This is a genomic window from Brevibacterium permense, from assembly GCF_013280495.1.
Lineage (GTDB): Bacteria > Actinomycetota > Actinomycetes > Actinomycetales > Brevibacteriaceae > Brevibacterium > Brevibacterium permense.
Genome location: NZ_JABSSX010000004.1, coordinates 243,925 through 263,968, shown reverse-complemented (window position 1 = coordinate 263,968; position 20,044 = coordinate 243,925). Strand labels below are relative to the sequence as shown.

Annotated in this window: 15 protein-coding genes; 13 read left to right on the top strand and 2 right to left on the bottom strand. The window is 66.0% G+C overall.

Annotated elements, in window-relative coordinates:
- The first annotated feature begins 40 nt into the window (after positions 1–40).
- Positions 41–1,990 carry a hypothetical protein gene (locus tag HK353_RS08235; protein ID WP_173155059.1) on the top strand — a complete coding sequence of 650 codons (1,950 nt, stop codon included), beginning with the start codon at positions 41–43 and terminating at the stop codon, positions 1,988–1,990.
- A gap of 241 nt (positions 1,991–2,231) precedes the next feature.
- Here HK353_RS08235 and HK353_RS08230 read toward each other — a convergent pair whose 3' ends face one another.
- Complete coding sequence (locus tag HK353_RS08230; protein WP_173155057.1) at positions 2,232–2,687, bottom strand: winged helix-turn-helix transcriptional regulator; 456 nt, start codon at positions 2,685–2,687, stop codon at positions 2,232–2,234.
- A gap of 416 nt (positions 2,688–3,103) precedes the next feature.
- Between HK353_RS08230 and HK353_RS08225 the strand changes: the two genes are divergently transcribed.
- From HK353_RS08225 to HK353_RS08200, 6 genes are all read left to right on the top strand, one after another.
- Positions 3,104–3,880, top strand: a complete 777-nt coding sequence (locus tag HK353_RS08225; protein ID WP_173155055.1) for an electron transfer flavoprotein subunit beta/FixA family protein — start codon at positions 3,104–3,106, stop codon at positions 3,878–3,880.
- 11 nt (positions 3,881–3,891) lie between these two features.
- A complete protein-coding gene (locus HK353_RS08220) occupies positions 3,892–4,869 on the top strand; it encodes an electron transfer flavoprotein subunit alpha/FixB family protein (protein WP_173155053.1) in 978 nt (325 codons plus the stop codon).
- Between the two features lies 1 nt (position 4,870).
- Positions 4,871–7,429, top strand: a complete 2,559-nt coding sequence (locus HK353_RS08215) for a cytochrome b/b6 domain-containing protein (RefSeq protein WP_173155051.1) — start codon at positions 4,871–4,873, stop codon at positions 7,427–7,429.
- A gap of 254 nt (positions 7,430–7,683) precedes the next feature.
- Positions 7,684–9,033, top strand: a complete 1,350-nt coding sequence (locus HK353_RS08210) for an MFS transporter (RefSeq protein ID WP_173155049.1) — start codon at positions 7,684–7,686, stop codon at positions 9,031–9,033.
- A 69-nt stretch (positions 9,034–9,102) separates the two neighbouring features.
- Positions 9,103–10,356: an aminopeptidase P family protein gene (locus HK353_RS08205; RefSeq protein WP_173155047.1), complete on the top strand. Its 1,254-nt coding sequence runs from the start codon at positions 9,103–9,105 to the stop codon at positions 10,354–10,356.
- Positions 10,357–10,384: 28 nt separating this feature from the next.
- Positions 10,385–11,092: an IclR family transcriptional regulator gene (locus HK353_RS08200; RefSeq protein ID WP_173155045.1), complete on the top strand. Its 708-nt coding sequence runs from the start codon at positions 10,385–10,387 to the stop codon at positions 11,090–11,092.
- Between the two features lie 51 nt (positions 11,093–11,143).
- Here the strand turns inward: HK353_RS08200 and HK353_RS08195 are convergent, their stop codons facing one another.
- Positions 11,144–11,806: a GntR family transcriptional regulator gene (locus HK353_RS08195; RefSeq protein WP_173155043.1), complete on the bottom strand. Its 663-nt coding sequence runs from the start codon at positions 11,804–11,806 to the stop codon at positions 11,144–11,146.
- A gap of 136 nt (positions 11,807–11,942) precedes the next feature.
- Between HK353_RS08195 and glyA the strand changes: the two genes are divergently transcribed.
- From glyA to HK353_RS08165, 6 genes are read left to right on the top strand one after another with little or no spacing between them, the layout of a single operon-like run.
- The gene (gene glyA, locus HK353_RS08190; RefSeq protein ID WP_173155041.1) at positions 11,943–13,334 is read left to right on the top strand and encodes a serine hydroxymethyltransferase; all 1,392 of its coding nucleotides are present in this window, start codon (positions 11,943–11,945) and stop codon (positions 13,332–13,334) included.
- The gene (locus HK353_RS08185) at positions 13,334–14,551 is read left to right on the top strand and encodes a sarcosine oxidase subunit beta family protein (protein WP_173155039.1); all 1,218 of its coding nucleotides are present in this window, start codon (positions 13,334–13,336) and stop codon (positions 14,549–14,551) included. The genes glyA and HK353_RS08185 overlap by 1 nt, the downstream gene beginning before the upstream one ends.
- 22 nt (positions 14,552–14,573) lie before the next feature.
- Positions 14,574–14,864, top strand: a complete 291-nt coding sequence (locus HK353_RS08180; protein WP_025777259.1) for a sarcosine oxidase subunit delta — start codon at positions 14,574–14,576, stop codon at positions 14,862–14,864.
- On the top strand, positions 14,861–17,788 hold the full coding sequence (locus tag HK353_RS08175; protein ID WP_173155037.1) for a 2Fe-2S iron-sulfur cluster-binding protein: 2,928 nt from the start codon (positions 14,861–14,863) through the stop codon (positions 17,786–17,788). The genes HK353_RS08180 and HK353_RS08175 overlap by 4 nt, the downstream gene beginning before the upstream one ends.
- The gene (locus HK353_RS08170) at positions 17,781–18,509 is read left to right on the top strand and encodes a sarcosine oxidase subunit gamma (RefSeq protein ID WP_173155035.1); all 729 of its coding nucleotides are present in this window, start codon (positions 17,781–17,783) and stop codon (positions 18,507–18,509) included. Before HK353_RS08175 ends, HK353_RS08170 begins: the two co-directional genes overlap by 8 nt.
- Entirely contained in the window at positions 18,509–20,002 is a 1,494-nt protein-coding gene (locus tag HK353_RS08165) for an L-serine ammonia-lyase (RefSeq protein WP_173155033.1), read from the top strand. Before HK353_RS08170 ends, HK353_RS08165 begins: the two co-directional genes overlap by 1 nt.
- The last annotated feature ends 42 nt before the right edge of the window (positions 20,003–20,044 follow it).

Below are 20,044 nucleotides of genomic sequence, written 5' to 3'. Positions count from 1 at the left end.
TACCGTTATTGCTTCAGTTCATCCTCGGCAGGAGCAATGCGTGTCTACTTTCTTCGACGGTCCCGAATTCCACGGAATGGCAGCGGGCGGCAAAATCAGCCACAACCCCGGCATGGGCGATCGGATGATGCGGGAGCTGGCGCCGTTCCTCAAGGCCGAAGGCATTGACGTCGATGATCCGAATGCGGACTTCACCGAGGCCGAATTCCACGCAGCCATGGAGAAGGCGCAGGAGGAATACAACCGCCGCCTGTTCACCCCGGTCGGTGCCCACCGCGGACTGGCTCTGGGGAAGCTGCGGTCGTTCTCCGTGGCCTTTGCCGAAGGCGACATCAAAACCGCCGAGGCTGTTGTGGCCTCCCTGCCGTCCGACCCCAAGGACTTCAACCCGAGCGTCGGGCAGGTGACCGGGGCAGCGATGGACCTCCTCGACGAATGGTTCACCGACGACGTGCACGGACCGAAGCTCGGCGGAGTGATGGCACCGAAGTGGTCGGCGAAGAAGTCCCGTGCCGTGGCCCGCGACATCCTGGCCCTGGCACATAAGGGCCGCGTCGTCGACAGCCTCGATCGCCTCATCGCCAGCAACAGCGGACGTCCAGTCCTCGAGGGCTCCATGCTCGCCGTAGCCGCCGCGGTCGCGCGGTTGGCCAAACGAAACAAGGTCTCGGAGCAGCAATTCGTCGACGAGCTCATGCCGCTCGACGGCTATCCGGAACCGGTTGCGGGCACCTACGGTTCCACCGACCGTGTGTTCCAGGACGACCAGGACAACCAGGACGGCCCTGCCGCAGAACAGGACCTGCCTGAGTGGCTCGGAGGATCGAGCGCCGAGGTGAGCGCACAGGCGAATCCCCACGCCGACCCGCAGGGCGTCGACGAACGAATGGACGCGGTCGAGAAGACCGTCTACGAGATGCCGCTCTATCAGCGCTTCCGCGACTGGCTGGCCGAGACCTACGACGACGTCGACGAGGACTCAGAGGTCTTCGACATCGCCCACCTCCTGTTCTGCATCGCCGTGTCCTCCCGCGCAGATATCGACGAACCGGAGGGAATCGACGACCTCCTCGACGTCCTTGAAAGCTTCGCAGTCGACGGACAGGAGGAGGCCGAGAAGACCGATGGCGAATCGCCGTCGACGGTGATCTTCCTCGACAGCCTCGAAGCTCTCGACAACTATCTCCGCTTCCGCATGGACACCGACGAGAACCCCGAACGCTGGAACGCCGCCCGCGCCCGAGCCGAGGCCGCGAGCATGCGCACCGACCCGCTGCCCTCGGCCCTGATGGCCGCAGTCGAAGCCAATGCCCTGAACGAGGAGCAGCTCGCGCAGCCCCTGCCGCACAATCGCCTCGTCGCCGGTGTGGCCGGCATTCTCGAATGGATCGGCGATTCCCGACCGCTGACCGGTACGGGACGGGTGAAGCGGGCCGATATCGCCGAGGCGGCCGGAAAGTTCGGCATCAAAGCCGTCGGAGTCGCGTCGAACGCCCGGTACGAAGACGGCGTGAACTATGCGCGCAGCGCCGATGAGGTGCCCGTCCTCGAAGCGATGTGGGCCGTGCTGCAGAGCGCAGAGATCATCGAGATCACCGGAACGAAGGTCCGACCCGCCGGCGCTGCCGACCAGTGGCGCTCAGGCGAGGTGAGCGCGGATGCCGCTTTGCCGGTCATCGGAGCCTTCATCTACGAGCGGCTGCTCGACGTGGTGAACCTCGTCCCCGGGGAAGACTTTGCAGCCCCGGCGATCACGATTGCCCAGCGCCTCATCGAGATCATCACTCCGGACTCCGCACCCGAACGTCCCGAACTCGACATCGACGAGGAGCGTACCGATCGGCTCTCCACACTGCTGGCCGACGAGCTGCAGGAGCTCAGCGAGCTCGGACTCCTCAACGCCGACGGTGAAACCTTCTCCGTGGAACCGGTGTACCGGCGCATCGTTGCCGGTGCCGGTCTCATGCTGCTTGCGGGACCGGCCGAATAAAGGGCCCAGCGAAAAAGTCGGCATCAACCTGTTGTGTCCTCCCGAGCCCCGGGTTAGGCTAGCCTATGAGAATTACGCAACGCGGGTCTTTCCAAAGGCAGTTGACACGCTAGCTTGAAGTGTTGGATACGGCGTGCGCGGTTCTCTCTGTTTCACGTCATGAAGCCCTCGGCGCAAATTCCGGCGCCGGGGGCTTCGCTCTGTCAGCAGCGAGTGGGGTCAGATGTGAGTGGGGAGGTCTTCATCCCGCGCCGGGACGGTGGCCCTCCGCCTCGTCGAGGATGAGCAGCGAACGGGAGGACACGACGCCGGCCACCTCGTGGATGCGGCGCAGAATGACCTGCGACAGGGCCGTGTTGTCCGGGGCATTCACGGTGACAAGGGCATCGATGTCCCCGCTGACGGCTTGGACCTTCTCGACGAAGGGCAGGGCTGCCAGGTCATCGCGGACCTGCGGCCAGGGGCGCTCGCCGATCTTGACGACGACGACCGCGGTCACGGTCATGCCGAGGGCCTCGCGGTCCACCTCGGCGGTGAATTTCCGGATCGCGCCGGATTCGATGAGGGTGGTGAAGCGCTTGTGCGCGGCGGAGCGGGAGATGTGGACGCGTTCGGCCAACTGGCGCACGCTCAGGCGCGAGTCCTCGACGAGGGCGGCGATGATGCTGCGGTCGATGTCGTCGAGGTCGAATGCCACGGGGCGCTCCTTCACCGTTGATGTCTGCGTCTTGCCTGCGACCTCTGCGTCCAGCCTGCCCGGATGCGCCCGCGCGGAGGGCGGCGATGTCCACCGGGAGGAATGGTCGGTCTGCGTCCCATTCTAGGGCCCGCCTCGGCGAGTGGCGGCCCCGCGTCGAGCTCCCGACGTCGACGACAGGGGGACCGCCTCGGCGAGGAAAGTCCGCATGGTTGCGGAGTCCGACGCACTGGACAAATTCTGTCGATCGTTCGTACAGTAACGGAGATATCTGTGGTGCCTACCACGTACCATGGGTGATGGACATGATCGGTTCTAACCCGGACCCGGTCAACGGACGAAAATCAGCCACCTGTAGATTATGAGACGAAAGTCTCACGCAGGCGGAACTGCTTCACGAACCTAAGGAGTCATCCTTGAAGATCGCGGTGTTGGTCAAAGAGGTCCCGGATACGTACGGCGACCGCAAGTTGAACTTGGAAACCGGGCTCGCCGATCGCGGCGCCTCGGAAGCCGTCCTCGATGAGATCGGTGAGCGTGCCCTCGAGGTCGCCTTGACGCAGAAGGACTCCGACGGCGACACCGAGGTGACCGTCATCTCGATGGCGCCCGATACCGCGACCGCCACGATCCGCAAGGGTCTGGCCATGGGTGCCGACAATGCCGTGCACGTGGCCGATGAGTCGCTGGGCGGCGCGGATCTGGGCCTGACCGCCGAGGTTCTCGCCGCCGCCCTGCGCCGCGGTGAGTTCGACCTCGTCGTGACCGGCAACGTCTCCACCGACGGCAACGGCGGCATGATGCCGGCGATGCTCGCCGAGCACCTCGACTACCCGCACGTGACCGGCCTGACGACCGTCGAACTGGGCGATGGCAAGGTCTCCGGCACCCGCGCGGTCGAAGGCGGAAAGCAGCAGGTCTCGGCCGAACTGCCCGCCGTCATCTCCATCACCGAGGCGCTTCCCGAGGCTCGGTTCCCGAACTTCAAGGGCATCATGGCGGCGAAGAAGAAGCCCTTCGAGGTCATCAGCCTGTCCGATCTCGACATCGATGCCGAGGACCAGTCCGTGGCTCGCTCGATCATGGTCGCCGTCGCCGAGAAGCCGCCGCGCGAAGCCGGCGAGAAGGTCGTCGACGAAGGCAATGGCGGCGTCGAACTCGCCGAATACCTCACCAAGAACCGTCTGGCCTAAGGAGAATCGTCATGTCAGAATTCCCGCAGGACTCCATTCTCGTCGTCCTCACCGCCGATGCCGAAGGCCAGCTGGAGAAGCCGGCCGCCGAACTGCTCGGCGGAGCCGCTGAGATCGGCTCGCCCGTCGCCCTCGTGCTCGCCGCCGGAAGCGCCGAAGCCGCTGCCGAGAAGGCCGCCGAACTCGGCGCCGTGGCAACACTGACCGCCGCAGCCGCCGAGGGCAACCTCGGCACCGCAGCCGTCGACGCCGTGGCCGCAGCCGCGGAGCTCACCGCTCCCGACGCCGTGCTCGTGCCCAACACCCTCGACGGTCGCGACATCGCCGGTCGCTACGCCGTGCGCAGCGGATCGGCCGTGTGCGTCGACGCCGTCGGACTCGAACGCGACTCCGAAGGCATCGTGGTGGGCCACTCCGTCTACGGCGGCGGCTACACCGCATCCTCGGCTCCGACCTTCGGTGCCCCCATCGTCACCGTGCGCCTGGGCTCGATCGAGGCTCGCGCCGAAGCGCAATCCGCGAACACGCAGGCCCTCGAGGTCGCCGATTCCGGTAAGCGCTCGGCGGCGATCGATTCGTTCGAAGCCGTCGTCGAAACCTCCTCGCGTCCCGAACTGCGCGGTGCGCAGAAGGTCGTCTCCGGTGGTCGCGGCGTCGGTTCGGAGGAGTCCTTCGAGCTCGTCGGCGAATTCGCCGACACCCTCGGTGCAGCCGTCGGTGCCTCCCGTGCGGCCGTCGACGCCGGCTACATCGCCCAGTCGCACCAGGTCGGCCAGACCGGTGTGTCGGTGTCCCCGCAGCTCTACGTGGCTCTCGGCATCTCCGGCGCGATCCAGCACAAGGCCGGTATGCAGACCTCGAAAACCATCGTCGCAGTCAACAAGGACGCCGAAGCCCCGATCTTCGACATCGCCGATTTCGGCGTCGTCGGCGACCTGTTCAAGGTCGTTCCCCAGGCCATCGAATCACTGAACGAGAACAAGTCCTGATATGGCAACCTATTCCAGTTCGCTGCGCTCGGGTCTGCCCCGGGTCGAAGGCGGAGACCCCTGGCCCCCGGAGGGCACCATCGGCGAACCCTTGGAAGAGGGCGCGCCATGGCTGCCGGAGACTGCCGAGACGGAGGAACTGGATGAAGGTTCCCCCGCCGAGGCGGCCGAGTCCGATGTGACCGACGCCGAGGAATCGACGGGGACCGTCGCGTCCGCCGGCGCGGGGGATTCCGTCGAGGAACCGGCTGAAGATTCCTCGACCGGTGCTGCTGTCGCCGCGGGTGCCGGAGTCGCCGCTGGCGCTGCGGGTGTTGCCGCGGCCGGTGACGACTCTGCTCCTGCGGCCGCGGTGCCGCTGCGTCGGGGTTTGCCGCGCGTCGAGGGTGGAGAGCCTTGGCCGCCGGAAGGTCTTGCTCCGGCCGGAGTGAAGGCCACCGGTGCTTCTGCTGCGCCCGCAGTGTCGACCGAAGTACCAGCTGCCGAAGAGCCAGTTGCCGAAGAGGATGCCTCTGTCGAGGATTCGACCGAGGAATCGGCGTCCGTCGAGTCGGACGAAGAGTCCTCGGCCGCTCCGGCTGCCGCAGCCGCAACGGCTGGTGCCGGTGCCGCGGTTGGCGCTGCCGTCGCCGCCTCTGACTCTGATGATGAGCCGGCTGCGGACGAACCTGCCGCCGCTCCGGCTGCTAAATCTGCCCCCGCTGCCGAGGTTCCGCTGCGTCGCGGTCTGCCGCGTGTTGCCGGTGGAGATCCTTGGCCGCCGGAAGGCTTCGCGCCCGCCGGCGTCAAGGTTGCAGGTGGCTCGACTGCCGGCGCCGCTGCTCCTGCAGTGGCTGTATCCGCTCCTGCCTCGGGCACTGCGGAGGAATCCGCTGCTCAGGCTGACGCTGCCGAAACCGCTTCGGCTGATACTTCAGCCGATTCCGCTTCCGAGTCCTCGTCCGCTGCTCCTGCGGCGGCCACCGCAGCTGGCGTTGCCGGTGCCGGTGTGGCTGCAGCACCTGCGGGCGGTGCGGGGTCCGGAGAACTCTCCGATGTACCGCTGCGCCGCGGACTTCCCCGCGCCGCCGGGGGAGACCCCTGGCCGCCGGAAGGCTTTGCTCCGGCACGCGCTGCCAAACCTGCCGCAGGCTCGGCCGCCGCTTCGGCTCCGGCTGAAGAGAAAGCCGCAGACGCTAAGTCGACCGATGCCGCATCTGCCGAGGCGGGCAAGCCGGCCGAGGCCACACAGTCCGGCGAAGCCGCGAAGCAGGAATCGAAGCCGGCCGCCAAGGCCGAGGACGATTCCGCTGAGAAGAAGCCCCAGGGGCGGCGCACCGGAATCGGTGGCGTCGGTGCCGGTGCGGCAGTCGCTGGTGCGGGAGCCGCCGCCGGTGCAGGTGCCGCAGCAGCACGAGCAGCTTCGGCGTCGGAGAAGAAATCTGACGAAGCCGAGAAGAAGCCCGCTCAGCGCAAGCCGATGGCGAAGCCCGCGGCGAAGACCACGGAGAAGCCCACTCAGCGCAAGCCGATGGCCAAGCCCGCCGCGAAGGCCGACGACAAGGCTGCGGCCAAGACCGCGGACAAGCCTGCCGCGAAGACGGCACCGGCCGCCAAGGCCACATCGTCCGGTTCGGGCAGTACTGCCTCGGCGAAGCCTGCAGCGAAGAAGGAACCGGTCATGATCGGTTCGAAGTCGCTGGGACAGTGGTCGAAGATCGTCGGGCTGGGACTCGGCGGACTCATCGTCGTGGCCGGGATCCTCATCCTCGCCGCTCGCGGTGTCACGACCCTGCCGGGCGTGCCTGAGTTCCTCGAACGCTACCCGGGCGAATACCACATCCCGGAATTCGTCGATCCCGGTTTCCCGGGCTGGGTGCGGTGGACGCACTTCCTCAACATCTTCTTCATGGTGCTCATCATCCGTTCGGGTCTGCAGGTGCGTCACCAGCAGAAGCCGCCGGCGTTCTACACCCCGAAGAAGGGTGGGAAGAAGATCAGCATCAACCTCTGGCTGCACACGAGCCTCGATCTGCTGTGGCTGGCCAATGGTGTGGTCTTCGTCGTGCTGCTCTTCGTCTCCGGGCACTGGGCGCGCATCGTGCCGACCAGTTGGGAAGTCTTCCCGAACGCGCTGTCGGCGGCGCTGCAGTACGGAACGATGGAGTGGCCGATGGAAGATGCGTGGGTCAATTACAACGCTCTCCAGCAGCTGATGTACTTCATAGTCGTGTTCATCGCCGCCCCGCTGGCCGCGATCACGGGTGTGCGGATGAGCGAATGGTGGCCGAAGAACGCTTCGACGCTGAACAAGATCTACCCGGCGCCGCTGGCTCGGGCGATCCACTTCCCGACGATGCTGTTCTTCGTGTTCTTCATCCTCGTCCACGTGTTCCTCGTGTTCACGACCGGACTGCGGCACAACCTCGGCTACATGTTCGCGGGAACCGAGATGCTCGGTTGGGCCGGACTCGTCTGGTTCCTCATCGCGATGGTCGTTGTCGTGGCCGGTTGGTTCGCGGCCAGGCCGTTGCTGCTCGCTCCGATCGCGAACCTCTTCGGACGCGTCTCGAGCAGGTAGGCGACGCCGCTCGCATCAGCGAAGCCCCGCACGATCAATTGGTCGTGCGGGGCTTCGCTGTGTCGGTGAGTACAGTTCCAAGGCACTGTCGGACCTGCAGCCCGGCAGGGCCTTTCGCCTGCCGCTTTCTGATTGCGCGCAGTGCTGAGCAGAAATCTCTTGACCGGGTGGCCGGGACACAATAGCCTTACATGCAACGCAGTTGTAAAGAGTGCAACACGGCGTTGTCACCGTTCACAACGATGGAGAAGACCATGAAGTCCGACCTCGCTCCAGAGGATAATGACGCTGTGAAATCAGATGCGTCGGCGACCGCGCAGCCGAATATCGAGCAGAAGCGGACGCTGCGGCGCGTCGTCTCCGCCAGTTTCGTCGGCAACTTCGTCGAATGGTTCGACTACGGCGTCTACGGGTATTTTGCGACGACCATTGCGATCGTCTTCTTCCCTGAGTCCGAAGGCAATCTCGCGCTTCTGTCCACCTTTGCGGTCTTCGCCGTCTCCTTCGTCGTCCGCCCCATCGGCGGCTTCATCTGGGGTCATATCGGAGACAAGATCGGACGACGTTCCGCACTGTCCGTCTCGATTCTCATCATGTCTGTCTCGACGTTTGCCATCGGTCTGCTGCCGAGCTTCGCGGTGGCCGGATTCCTGGCGCCTGTGCTGCTGCTCGTCGTCCGCCTCGTGCAGGGCTTCTCCGCCGCCGGCGAGTACGCTGGGGCCTCGGCGTTCCTCGTCGAATACGCTCCACCACGTCGACGCGGTCTCTACGCAGCCGTCGTTCCAGCCAGCACCGCCACCGGATTGCTATTGGGATCGGTGCTCGCCGCAGTCCTCTCGTCGACGCTGAGCGATGGACAGCTGGAGAGCTGGGGTTGGAGGCTCCCATTCTTCCTTGCCGCACCCATGGGGCTGATCGGCCGCTATATCCGGACCCGACTCGAGGACACGCCGGCATTCCGTGAACTCGCTCAGCAGGATGAAGTGATCAAAGCTCCGGTCTTCGCCATGTTCCGGGACCACTGGCGCCCCCTGCTCATCTCGATGTGCGCAGTGCTGCTCAACGCCGTCGGGTTCTATGTCGTCCTGACTTATATGCCCACCTATCTCACGACCGAGCTCGGCTATGGGGCTACTGAATCGTTCGTCGCCACCACCATCTCTCTCGTCACCTATATCGGTTTCATCCTGCTCACCGGTCTGGCCTCGGATCGGTTCGGTCGCAAGAGGATGCTCATCATCGCCTCAGTCACTTTCATCGTCCTCACGGTGCCGGCCTTCATGTTGCTGGACGCCGGCAGCTTCACGCTCGTCGTCCTCGTCGAGATCGGACTCGGAGCCATGCTCACCCTCAACGACGGCACTCTGCCGAGCTTCCTTGCCGAGATGTTCCCGACACGTATCCGGTACACCGGGTTTGCCGTGAGCTTCAACGTGTCGAACGCCCTGTTCGGCGGCACCGCACCTTTTATGGCCACTCTGCTCATCGGCCTGACCAATTCGCATCTTGCCCCCGGTTGGTACCTCATGGCTGCGGCCGCAATCTGTCTCGGTGCAGTCATCTGCGCCAAGGAGACCTTCCATAAGCCTCTGCGCGACGTCTGAAGTCGTCCAGAACCCCCACCACACCGCCGCGGCACCGAGACGGCGGTGCCGAACGAATAGGAGAAACCTATGACCACCTTTGCTGACAACGCCTCCGTCGCTGACCTTGAGCGGCTCAAGGTCCTCCACAACGGGTCCAAGACACCGCTGACCTTCTCCGATGGGGAGATGGAGCGGAGACTGACCGGACTGCGCGCCATTATGGCCGAGAAAGAGCTCGACGCAGTGGTCCTCACCTCGTATCACAACATCAAGTACTACTCGGACTTCCTCTTCACCTACTTCGGTCGCTCATATGCCATGGTCGTCACGGCCGACGACACGGTGACGATCACCGCGAATATCGATGCAGGCATGCCGTGGCGAACCAGCTACGGGGAGAACATCGTGTACACGGATTGGCGTCGTGACAACTACTACTACGCGATCCAGGAGGGCCTGCGTCAGCGCGGAATCGGAAACCCGCGCCGTCTCGGCGTCGAAGACGACAACTTGGCCCTCGAGAATCGCTACAGGCTCCAAGATGCCTTCCCTGCAGCAGAACTCGTCGACATCTCGAAGGAGTCGATGCGCCAGCGGATGATCAAGTCACCCGAGGAGATCGAGGTGATCAAGCACAGCGCTCGAATCGGCGACCTCGGCGGTGAGGCGATCAAGGCCGCCATCACCGAAGGCATCAGCGAGTACGAACTCGCGCTCATCGGCACTGAGGCGATGACTCATGAGATCGCTAGGACGTTCCCCGACCAGGAGATCCGTGATACCTGGGTGTGGTTCCAATCGGGTATCAACACCGATGGCGCGCACAATTGGGCGACGACCCGCAAGATCCGAAAAGGTGACATCCTCAGCCTCAACTGCTTCGCCATGCCGACCGGCTATTACACCGCGCTGGAGCGCACGCTCTTCTACGGAGAGCCCGACGCTCGGTCGCTCGAGCTGTGGAACGTCAACGTCGAAGTGCACAAACGCGGAATCGAACTCATCAAGCCCGGCGCTGTGTGCAAGGACATCGCCGCCGAACTCAATGAGATCTACTTCGAGCACGGACTCTTCGAAAACCGCACCTTCGGGTACGGACACTCATTCGGAGTGCTCAGCCACTACTACGGGCGTGAGGCCGGGCTTGAACTGAGAGAAGACATCGACACCGTCATCGAGCCGGGAATGGTCATCTCCATGGAGCCGATGATCACCATTCCCGAGGGGCAGCCGGGTGCCGGCGGCTACCGTGAACATGACATCGTCGTCGTCGGGGAGAGCGGGTCCGAGGACATCACGAAGTTCCCGTTCGGGGCCGAACACAACATCATTCCGGCCTGAGGGCCTCGCCGCCGAATATACTCACACCATGTCCCGACAATCGCCTGACAACCCACGCCGCGGTGCCTCGGTCATCGAAAACACCGTCGCCATCCTGCGCTGTTTCGCGCCGGACCGGCAGGAGCTCGGTGTCACCGAGATCGCACCGCGCGTGGGGCTGCACAAGAGTTCGGTGTCGCGGATTCTCGCCTCGCTCGAGCAGGAGGGGATCGTCGAACAGGCGCCGTCCAGGCGGTATCGGCTGGGTCTGGGAATCATCGCGATCGCGGGCCCTCTGTTGGCCGATCTTGATGTTCGCAGGGCAGCGTATCCCATCCTGCAGGCACTCACGCGAGCCACTTCCGAGACGAGTGCGCTGATGGTGTGGGACGGCGCCGAGGCGGTCACCGTCGAACAGGTTCCGAGTCCCGAGCCGGTCAAGCACACGTCCAGTCTGGGGTCGCGATATCGGACGGAGGGAAGTGCCTCGGTGAAGGTGTTCCGCGACGCCGGCGACGGCCCGGATCGCGCCGACGGTCCCGCCTATGCACTCAACGATGCCGAGACCTCTCCGCACGAGGTCGGCATTGCCGCGCCCGTGTACGATCATCGCGGCGAGGTGGTCGCGGCCGTCCTCATCGCCGCACCAAAGTTCCGCACCGATGCGACCCGCATCGCCGAGCTCGGCGACCACTGCGTTCAGGCGGCGGAGCGGGTCTCGCTGCGCCTCGGCGGTTCAGGCCGGCAGCGACTCTGAATCTGTGTGCGATGACGGGACCGTGAAGCGCGGGTCCAGTTCTGGCTGGGCTCAGCGCAAGGTGGAGCGGACGGTCTTGTCGAACTCGCGGACGTGCTCGGCGGCGCGGGCGGCCACGGTCTGTTCGTCCCCGTCGAGGATCGCCTCGAGCAGATCGATGTGCTCGCGGATGTGAGTGACGAGATCCGGGATCCCCGGGATGACGAGGCACCAGATGCGGGTGGCCAGATCATCGAGGCGGATGAGCGTCTCCGATAGGTGCGGATTGTCCACCGAGCTGTAGATGAGGCGGTGGACGTCGAGATCGCGTTCCATGAGTGTCCGTTGCTCGTCGGTCGCCTCGAGTGCCTTGAGATCGGCGATCGCTGCCGTGAAATCCGCGCGACGGCCCGGCGTGAGGTTGCGAGCCGCGCGCCTGGCGGCGATGGGCTCGAGTGCTTCGCGCATCTCCGAGATCGTCGACAGATCGGTGAGGTCGACGTTGGTGGCGAAGGTGCCGCGCCGCGGATAGGACACCACGAGATGATCGCGTTCGAGTCGCTTGAGGGCCTCGCGGATCGGCGTGCGGCCGACCTCGAGCTCGGCACTGAGGGCCGCCTCGTTGATCGGATCGCCCGGAGCGATGTCGAGCATGATGAGCCGGTGCCGCAGGATCTCATAGGCGTGATTCGCCAAGGACGTCGTCGGTGACGTCGCGTCGGCGGATGTGCTCATGAGAGGACTCCTCATAATCTCTGCGGAAGATGTATTGCGCCGGCTGGAATTCTCTGCCTACACTACAGGAACGCACCTGATATATTAGTTGACGATCAGTTGAGAAAGACTGATCGCGACAGGTCGAAGGAGATCCATGACAGAGCAACTCGCCAATCCCGCCGAAGCCGGCACGGTCAGTGCCCCGGCAGGCGCTTCCGCCGGGACCTTCCCCAGCCGCGAACCCGTCGAACTGAGCACCTCGATCGCTGAACTCGATCCCTCCATCGCCGGTTTCATCGACGCCGAACTGGCCCGGCAGCGCGAGGGTCTGGAGATGATCGCCTCGGAGAACCACACCGCCTCGGCCGTCATGGAAGCTCAAGGGTCGGTGCTCACGAACAAGTACGCCGAGGGCTACCCGGGCCGCCGGTACTACGGCGGCTGCGAACACGTCGATGAGATCGAACGCATCGCCATCGACCGCGTCAAGGCACTCTTCGGAGCTGAATACGCAAACGTCCAGCCGCACTCCGGCGCCCAGGCGAACGCCTCGGTCATGCATGCACTCATCCGTCCTGGCGACACCGTCCTCGGACTCAATCTCGCTCACGGCGGCCACCTCACCCACGGAATGAAGATCAACTTCTCCGGCCGCCTCTACTCGATCGTCCCCTACGGCCTCGACGCCGAGACCGGACGCGTCGACATGGCCGAGGTCGAACGCCTCGCCCGCGAGCACCAGCCGAAGCTCATCGTCGCAGGCTGGTCGGCCTACACTAGGCAGCTCGACTTCGCCGAGTTCCGCCGCATCGCCGACTCGGTCGGTGCCTACCTCATGGTCGATATGGCCCACTTCGCCGGACTCGTCGCCGCCGGACTCCACCCCTCACCGGTCCCGCACGCCCACGTCGTGTCGTCGACGACGCACAAGACCCTCGGCGGTCCCCGAGGCGGCATCATCCTCACCAACGACGCGGACATCGCGAAGAAGATCAACTCCGCCGTCTTCCCCGGACAGCAGGGCGGACCCCTCGAACACGTCATCGCCGGCAAGGCCGTTGCCTTCGGGCTCGCCGCCACCGACACCTTCGTCGACAAGCAGAAGCGGACCCTGGCCGGGGCCGGCGAACTCGCCCGCCGCCTGACCGAAGACGATGTCGCCGAACGCGGAATCTCCGTCCTCACCGGCGGCACCGACGTCCACCTCGTCCTCGTCGATCTGCGCAACTCGACCCTCGACGGATCCCAGGCGGAAGATCTGCTCGCCCGGATCGGCATCACCGTCAACCGCAACGCCGTGCCCGACGACCCCCGACCGCCGGTGGTCACCTCCGGTCTGCGGATCGGCACACCGGCACTGGCCAGCCGCGGCTTCGGCTCCGCAGCCTTCGTCGAGGTCGCCGACATCATCGCGCAAGTGCTCAAGGCCGGCACCGACGACAACGGCGCGAGCCCGGAGATCATCGCCGAACTGAGCGAACGCGTCACCCGACTGGCGAACGATCACCCCCTGTACCCCACCCTCAACGAGATCGGAGCACGCTGATGGCTGACCAGCTTCCCGAACACCCCGACTTCCTGTGGCGCAATCCGGAGCCGAAGAAGTCCTACGAAGCCGTCATCGTCGGCGGCGGCGGACACGGACTCGCCACCGCCTACTATCTGGCGAAGAACCACGGAATGACGAACATCGCAATTCTCGAGAGGGGGTGGCTCGCCGGGGGCAACATGGCCCGCAATACGACGATCATCCGGTCGAACTACCTCTGGGACGAATCCGCCGCGATCTACGAGAAGTCCCTCAAGCTCTGGGAGCAGCTGCCCGACGAGCTCGACTACGACTTCCTCTTCTCCCAGCGCGGCGTGCTCAACCTCGCCCACACCCTCCAGGATGTCCGCGAATCCCAGCGCCGGGTGAACGCGAACAAGCTCAACGGCGTCGACGCCGAATGGCTCGATGCAAGCCAAGTCAAGGAAGTCTGCCCGATCATCAACATCGGCGACGACCTCCGCTACCCTGTGATGGGCGGCACCTATCAGCCGCGCGCCGGCATCGCCAAGCACGACCACGTCGCCTGGGCCTTCGCCCGCAAGGCCGACGAAATGGGCGTCGACATCATCCAGAACTGCGAAGTCACCGGCATCGAACGCATCGGCGATCAGGTCGTCGGTGTGCAGACGAACCGCGGACCGATCGCCACCGAGAAGGTCGCCCTGGCCGTGGCCGGCGACTCCTCGGTGCTCGCCGACATGGCCGGGATCCGCCTGCCGATCCAGACCCACCCGCTGCAGGCCCTGGTCTCCGAACTCTTCGAACCCGTGCACCCGACCGTGGTCATGTCCAACCACGTCCACGTCTATGTTTCCCAAGCGCACAAAGGCGAACTCGTCATGGGCGCCGGCGTCGACTCCTACAACGGATACGGTCAACGAGGCGGCTTCCACGTCATCGAGGAGCAGCTGGCCGCCGCGGTCGAGCTGTTCCCGATCTTCGCCCGCGCCCATGTGCTGCGCACCTGGGGCGGCAACGTCGACGTCACCCTCGACGCCTCACCGATCGTGTCGAAGACGGAAGTCCAAGGACTCTACGCCAACTGCGGCTGGGGCACCGGCGGCTTCAAGGGCACCCCGGCGGCGGGCTTCACCTACGCCCACACCATCGCGAACGACGAACCTCACCCGCTCAACGCCCCATTCGCCCTCGACCGCTTCGAAACCGGTCACCTCATCGACGAACACGGCGCCGCAGCCGTGGCCCACTGAGCGGAAGGAAAGAGACACCGACATGCTGCTCATCCACTGCCCGAACTGCGGGCCACGCGACGAAACCGAATTCCACTACGGCGGACAGGCCCACGTTGCCTACCCCGAAGACCCGTACGCCCTGACCGACAGGGAATGGGCCGAGTACCTCTTCTACCGTGAGAACAGCCGCGGTGCCTTCGCCGAGATGTGGAGCCACAGCGCCGGCTGCCGGAAGTGGTTCAACGCCGTCCGCGACACGGCCACCTACGACTTCACCGCGATCTACCCGATCGGCTCGCCCCGTCCCGACACACAAGGAGAGGTTCGATGACGAACACCACCCGTCTGCACTCCGCTTCTCGTCTGCCCTCCGCCACCGGCATCGACACCACCCGCCCGATCGACTTCACCGTCGACGGAGCGACCTACTCGGGCTTCGCCGGTGACACGATCGCCAGCGCGCTGATCGCCTCCGGCCGCATCGACTGCGGCAACTCGACCTACCTCGGACGCGCCCGCGGCATCCTCGGTGCCGGCGTCGAGGAGTCCAATGCGCTCGTGCGCGTGCACTCCCGGTTCCCCGGAGACGTCTCCGAGTCGATGCTGCCCGCCACCCGCGTCGCCATCGCCGAAGGGCTCGAGGCCGACTACCTCGCCGGACTCGGCATCCTCGACCCTGGCCAGGACGAACTGACCTACGAGCACAAGCATGTGCACACCGACGTCCTCATCGTCGGCGCCGGCCCCGCCGGACTCGCCGCCGCACGCGAGGCCGGCAAGTCCGGTGCCCGTACCCTGCTCCTCGACGACCAGTCGCTGCCCGGCGGCTCGCTGGTGGCGGCGGGACCGGCCACGGCCGAGACCATCGACGGCGTCGACACCCTGGAGTGGGTCGAGTCCACCGTCGCCGGATTCGCCGAGCACGAAGAACTCACCTATGTCCCGAGCACCACGGTCTTCGGCAGCTACGACTCGAACTACTTCGTCGCCCTCGAAGACCGCACCGACGCGGTTGCCGCCGCCGGCGGTCACGGAGTGCGCCAGAAGGTCTGGCACATCCGCGCCGGTCAGGTCGTGCTCGCCACCGGCGCTCACGACCGTCCGATCGTCTTCGCCGACAACGACCGCCCCGGCATCATGCTCGCCGAGGCCGTGCGCACCTACCTCGGCCGCTACGGGGTCGCCGCAGGGCAGAACGTGGCCGTGGCGACGACGAACGACTCCGCTTATGATCTCGTCACCGACCTCCACTCGGCAGGCATCACCGTCCCTGCGGTCATCGACTCCCGCCCGACCGCCTCGGCGGTGGCCGAATCCGTCACCGCAGCCACGGGCACACGGCTGATCCTCGGCTCAGCGGTCACCGGCACCGCCGGTGAAGGTCCTGCCGGACGCATCAGCGCGATCACTGTCGGCGAACTCGATGACGACGCCGTCGCTGCGAGCCAGGGCGAGGAGATCGCCGTCGACCTGCTCGCGGTCTCCGGCGGACATTCGCCGGTCATCCACCTGCACGGTCAGCGCAAGGGCGCAATCCACTGGAACGTCGACATCGCGGCCTTCGTGCCGACGACGCCCGTGCGTGACCAGTTCACCGTCGGCGCCGTCACCGGGGACTATTCCCTCGAGGCGGCACTGCGGCAGGGCGCCGAGGCAGGCAGCCAGGCGGCGAACCGCACCGGTTTCCCGGCCGCCCTCGCCGTTCCCGCCGCCTCGCCGATGGCGTACGCCCCGGCGCGCCCATTGTGGCTGGTCACCTCGGCGCAGGACGATCATGACGCTCTGACCACTCACTTCATCGACTTCCAGCGTGACCAGACCGTCGCCGACGTGCAGCGGGCGATGGGTGCGGGCATGCGCTCGGTCGAGCACATCAAGCGCTACACCTCGATCTCGACGGCGAACGATCAGGGCAAGACCTCAGCGGTCAACGCGATCGGCGCGATCGCCTCGGTGCTGGGGGAGGCCGACGACCTCGGTCAGGTCGGGCACACGACCTTCCGCGCCCCCTTCGCCCCGGTGCCCTTCGCGGCACTGGCCGGACGGCGCAAGGGTGAACTCTTCGACCCGGCTCGGGTCACCTCGATCCACCCCTGGCACGTCGCTCACGGTGCCGAGTTCGAAGACGTCGGGCAGTGGAAGCGCCCCTGGTACTACCCGAAGCCGGGTGAGGACATGGAGGCGGCGGTGCTGCGCGAGGGCAAGGCCGTGCGCGAATCCGTCGGCTTCCAGGACGCCTCGACGCTCGGCAAGATCGAGATCCGCGGGGCCGACGCCGGGGAATTCCTCGGCCAGATCTACACGAACGGCTTCAAGAAGCTGAAGGTTGGTAAGGGTCGCTACGGGCTGATGTGCAAGCCCGACGGCATGATCTTCGACGACGGGGTGACCCTGCGCGTGGCCGAGGACCGCTACTACATGACGACGACCACCGGCGGAGCTGCGACCGTCCTCGAATGGCTCGAGGAATGGCATCAGACCGAATGGCCCGACCTCGACGTCGTCTTCACCTCGGTGACCGAACAGTGGTCGACCGTCGCCGTGGCCGGCCCCCGGTCGCGTGACGTCATCGCGAAGGTCGCCCCGAACCTCGATGTGTCGAACGACGCCTTCGAGTTCATGGGCTTCCGCGAGACGACCCTGGCCAATGGGGTTCCGGCCCGGATCTGCCGGATCTCGTTCTCCGGTGAGCTCGCCTTCGAGATCAACGTCGACACGTTCTACGGCCTCGCCGTGTGGGAGGCCGTCGCCGAGGCGGGTGCCGAGTTCGACATCACCCCTTACGGCACCGAGGTCATGCACGTGCTGCGTGCCGAGAAGGGCTTCATCATCGTCGGGCAGGACACCGATGGGACCGTGACCCCGCAGGATGCGGGCATGGAGTGGATCGTCTCGAAGGTCAAGGACTTCATCGGCAAACGCTCCTACTCCCGGGTCGACACGGCCCGCGAGGACCGCAAGCACCTCGTCGGAGTCCTGCCGGTCGACGGTACGACGCGTCTGGCCGAGGGCGCCCAGCTCATTGCGGCGGGCACCCCCGTCACGCCGGAGGACGGACCGGTGCCGATGATCGGGCATGTCACCTCGTCGTATATCTCGCCGAGCCTCGACCGGCCGTTCGGACTCGCACTCGTCGAGAACGGCCGCAACCGCGAAGGAGAGATCGTCAAGTCTCCCTTCGGCGACACCCTCGTCGACGTCGAGATCACCTCGCCCGTCTTCTACGATCCGGAAGGAAACCGCCGCGATGGCTGACACCACCTATTCCACACCTTCGACGGCACAGTCCCCGTCCGCCGCGACTGCCACGGCAGAAACCGGCACCGCGGGCACCGGGTCGAGCGGACTCGATGATCTGCGGGTCTCTCCGGCCGCGCACCTGGCCGGGCTGATGTCCGAGGCGAGCGCGGCGGGCGGCCGCAGCGTGGGCTTGCGCGAACTGCCCTTCACCGTGCAGATCGGCCTGCGGGCACAGCCGGATTCCGCATCATGGAAGTCGCTCGAGGACACGTTCGGTCTCAACCTGCCCCGCGGCGTCGGTGAAGTCACCGGTGACCCGGAGGCCCAGCACGTGCTGTGGCTGAGCCCCGACGAGTTCCTCGCCGTCGACGTCTCCCGCTGCCAGGAGCCCGGTGAGACGATCGTCGCCGAGGCGGGACTCGAGGGACTGCCCGGACAGGCCGTCGATCTCTCTGCCAACCGGACGATCCTCGAACTGACGGGGGAGAAGGCCCGCGAAGTGCTCGAGAAGAGCTGCCGCGCCGATCTCCATCCTCGCGCTTTCGGCATCGGATCCGCGATCGTCACGGCGCTGGGTCCCGTGCCGGTCATCCTCCACCACAGTGGTGAGGACACCTACCGCATCTGTCCGCGGGCGAGCTTCGCGGATTTCACGGTCCGTTGGCTGCTCGACGGAATGGCGGAGTTCCTCACCGACGGGCAGACGCCCGGAGCTGAAGCCGAGGGAGCCGGCTGATGAGTCTCGGGATCCTCGATCTGTTCTCGATCGGCATCGGACCCTCGTCCTCGCACACGGTGGGACCGATGCGGGCGGCGGTGCGCTTCGTCGACGAACTCGCCGAGGCGGGTCTGCTTGAGCGTGTCGATGCGGTCCGGGTCGGCCTCTTCGGCTCCCTCGGTGCCACTGGCATCGGGCACGGTTCGGACTCCGCTGTGCTCGCGGGACTCAGCGGGAAGGAACCCGAAACGCTCGATCCGGATTCCGTGGGCCCGCTGCTCGCGGAGATCCGTGAGACAGGGTCGCTCCACCTCGGCGGGCGAACCGATGTGCCCTTCGACGTCCAATCGGATCTCACCCTGCACCTGCGGGAATCCCTGCCCGGCCATCCCAACGGGATGCGCATCAGCGCCGAGGCCGCCGGTGAGCTCATCGAGCGCGAGTACTACTCCGTGGGCGGGGGATTCGTCGTCACCGCCGACGAACTCGCCGCGGAGAAGGACGCCGCCGAAGCGATCGACGCAGCCGGGGACGGGCCGGGATCCGGCGGTGACGGTCCTGGTGCGGCCGGTCGAGACGGGGACGTCGTCCCGTTCTCCACGGCCGATGAGCTGCTCGAGCAGTGCCGCATCCGCGGGCTGAGCATCGCCGAGCTCATGGCCGTCAACGAACGCGCCCGCCAGACTGATGAGACCCTGCGAGCCAGGCTGCTCGCGATCTGGGCAGTGATGCGCGAATGCGTGCACAACGGCTGCACCCGCACCGAGACGACCCTGCCCGGGGGACTCAAGGTACGCCGCCGGGCCCCGGAACTGAAGGCGAAGCTCGAAGCTGCGGACTACCGGGCATCAGGATCGCTTGACGCCCTCGAATGGGTCAACCTCTATGCACTGGCGGTCAATGAGGAGAACGCCTCGGGCGGGCGGATCGTCACCGCCCCGACGAACGGGGCGGCAGGCATCATCCCCGCAGTGCTCCATTACATGGACCGGTTCGTCACCGGCGACCGAACGGCTGGCGGGAATGCGAGCTCCGACAACGGAGCCGGCGCCCCCGGTGCGAGTGCTGCCGACGATGCCGCCGTGACGTTCCTGCTCACGGCCGGGGCGATCGGGATTCTCTTCAAGCGCAATGCGTCGATCTCCGGCGCCGAGGTGGGCTGCCAGGGGGAGGTCGGATCGGCCTGCGCTATGGCTGCTGCAGGACTGTGCGCTGTGCTCGGAGGAACTCCCGAACAGGTCGAGAACGCCGCGGAGATCGGTCTCGAGCACAACCTCGGGCTGACCTGCGATCCGGTGGGCGGCCTCGTGCAGGTGCCGTGTATCGAACGCAATGCCATCGCCTCGGTGAAGGCGATCAATGCGGCCCGGTTGGCCATGCACGGCGACGGCTCCCACCGGGTGAGTCTCGACCAGGCGATCGAGACCATGCGGCAGACTGGAGCCGATATGAAATCGAAGTACAACGAGACTTCGCGGGGCGGACTCGCCGTCAACGTCGTCGAATGCTGAGCACCACCTCGGCCGCACAGGCCTCGCGCCACCCCGACCTTG

Coding starts and splice junctions, on each gene's coding strand:
- HK353_RS08220 (WP_173155053.1), top strand. CDS start 3,892: ATGTCAGAATTCCCGCAGGACTCCATTCTCGTCGTCCTCACCGCCGAT.
- HK353_RS08215 (WP_173155051.1), top strand. CDS start 4,871: ATGGCAACCTATTCCAGTTCGCTGCGCTCGGGTCTGCCCCGGGTCGAA.
- HK353_RS08210 (WP_173155049.1), top strand. CDS start 7,684: ATGAAGTCCGACCTCGCTCCAGAGGATAATGACGCTGTGAAATCAGAT.
- HK353_RS08205 (WP_173155047.1), top strand. CDS start 9,103: ATGACCACCTTTGCTGACAACGCCTCCGTCGCTGACCTTGAGCGGCTC.
- HK353_RS08200 (WP_173155045.1), top strand. CDS start 10,385: ATGTCCCGACAATCGCCTGACAACCCACGCCGCGGTGCCTCGGTCATC.
- HK353_RS08195 (WP_173155043.1), bottom strand. CDS start 11,806: ATGAGCACATCCGCCGACGCGACGTCACCGACGACGTCCTTGGCGAAT.
- glyA (WP_173155041.1), top strand. CDS start 11,943: ATGACAGAGCAACTCGCCAATCCCGCCGAAGCCGGCACGGTCAGTGCC.
- HK353_RS08185 (WP_173155039.1), top strand. CDS start 13,334: ATGGCTGACCAGCTTCCCGAACACCCCGACTTCCTGTGGCGCAATCCG.
- HK353_RS08180 (WP_025777259.1), top strand. CDS start 14,574: ATGCTGCTCATCCACTGCCCGAACTGCGGGCCACGCGACGAAACCGAA.
- HK353_RS08175 (WP_173155037.1), top strand. CDS start 14,861: ATGACGAACACCACCCGTCTGCACTCCGCTTCTCGTCTGCCCTCCGCC.
- HK353_RS08170 (WP_173155035.1), top strand. CDS start 17,781: ATGGCTGACACCACCTATTCCACACCTTCGACGGCACAGTCCCCGTCC.
- HK353_RS08165 (WP_173155033.1), top strand. CDS start 18,509: ATGAGTCTCGGGATCCTCGATCTGTTCTCGATCGGCATCGGACCCTCG.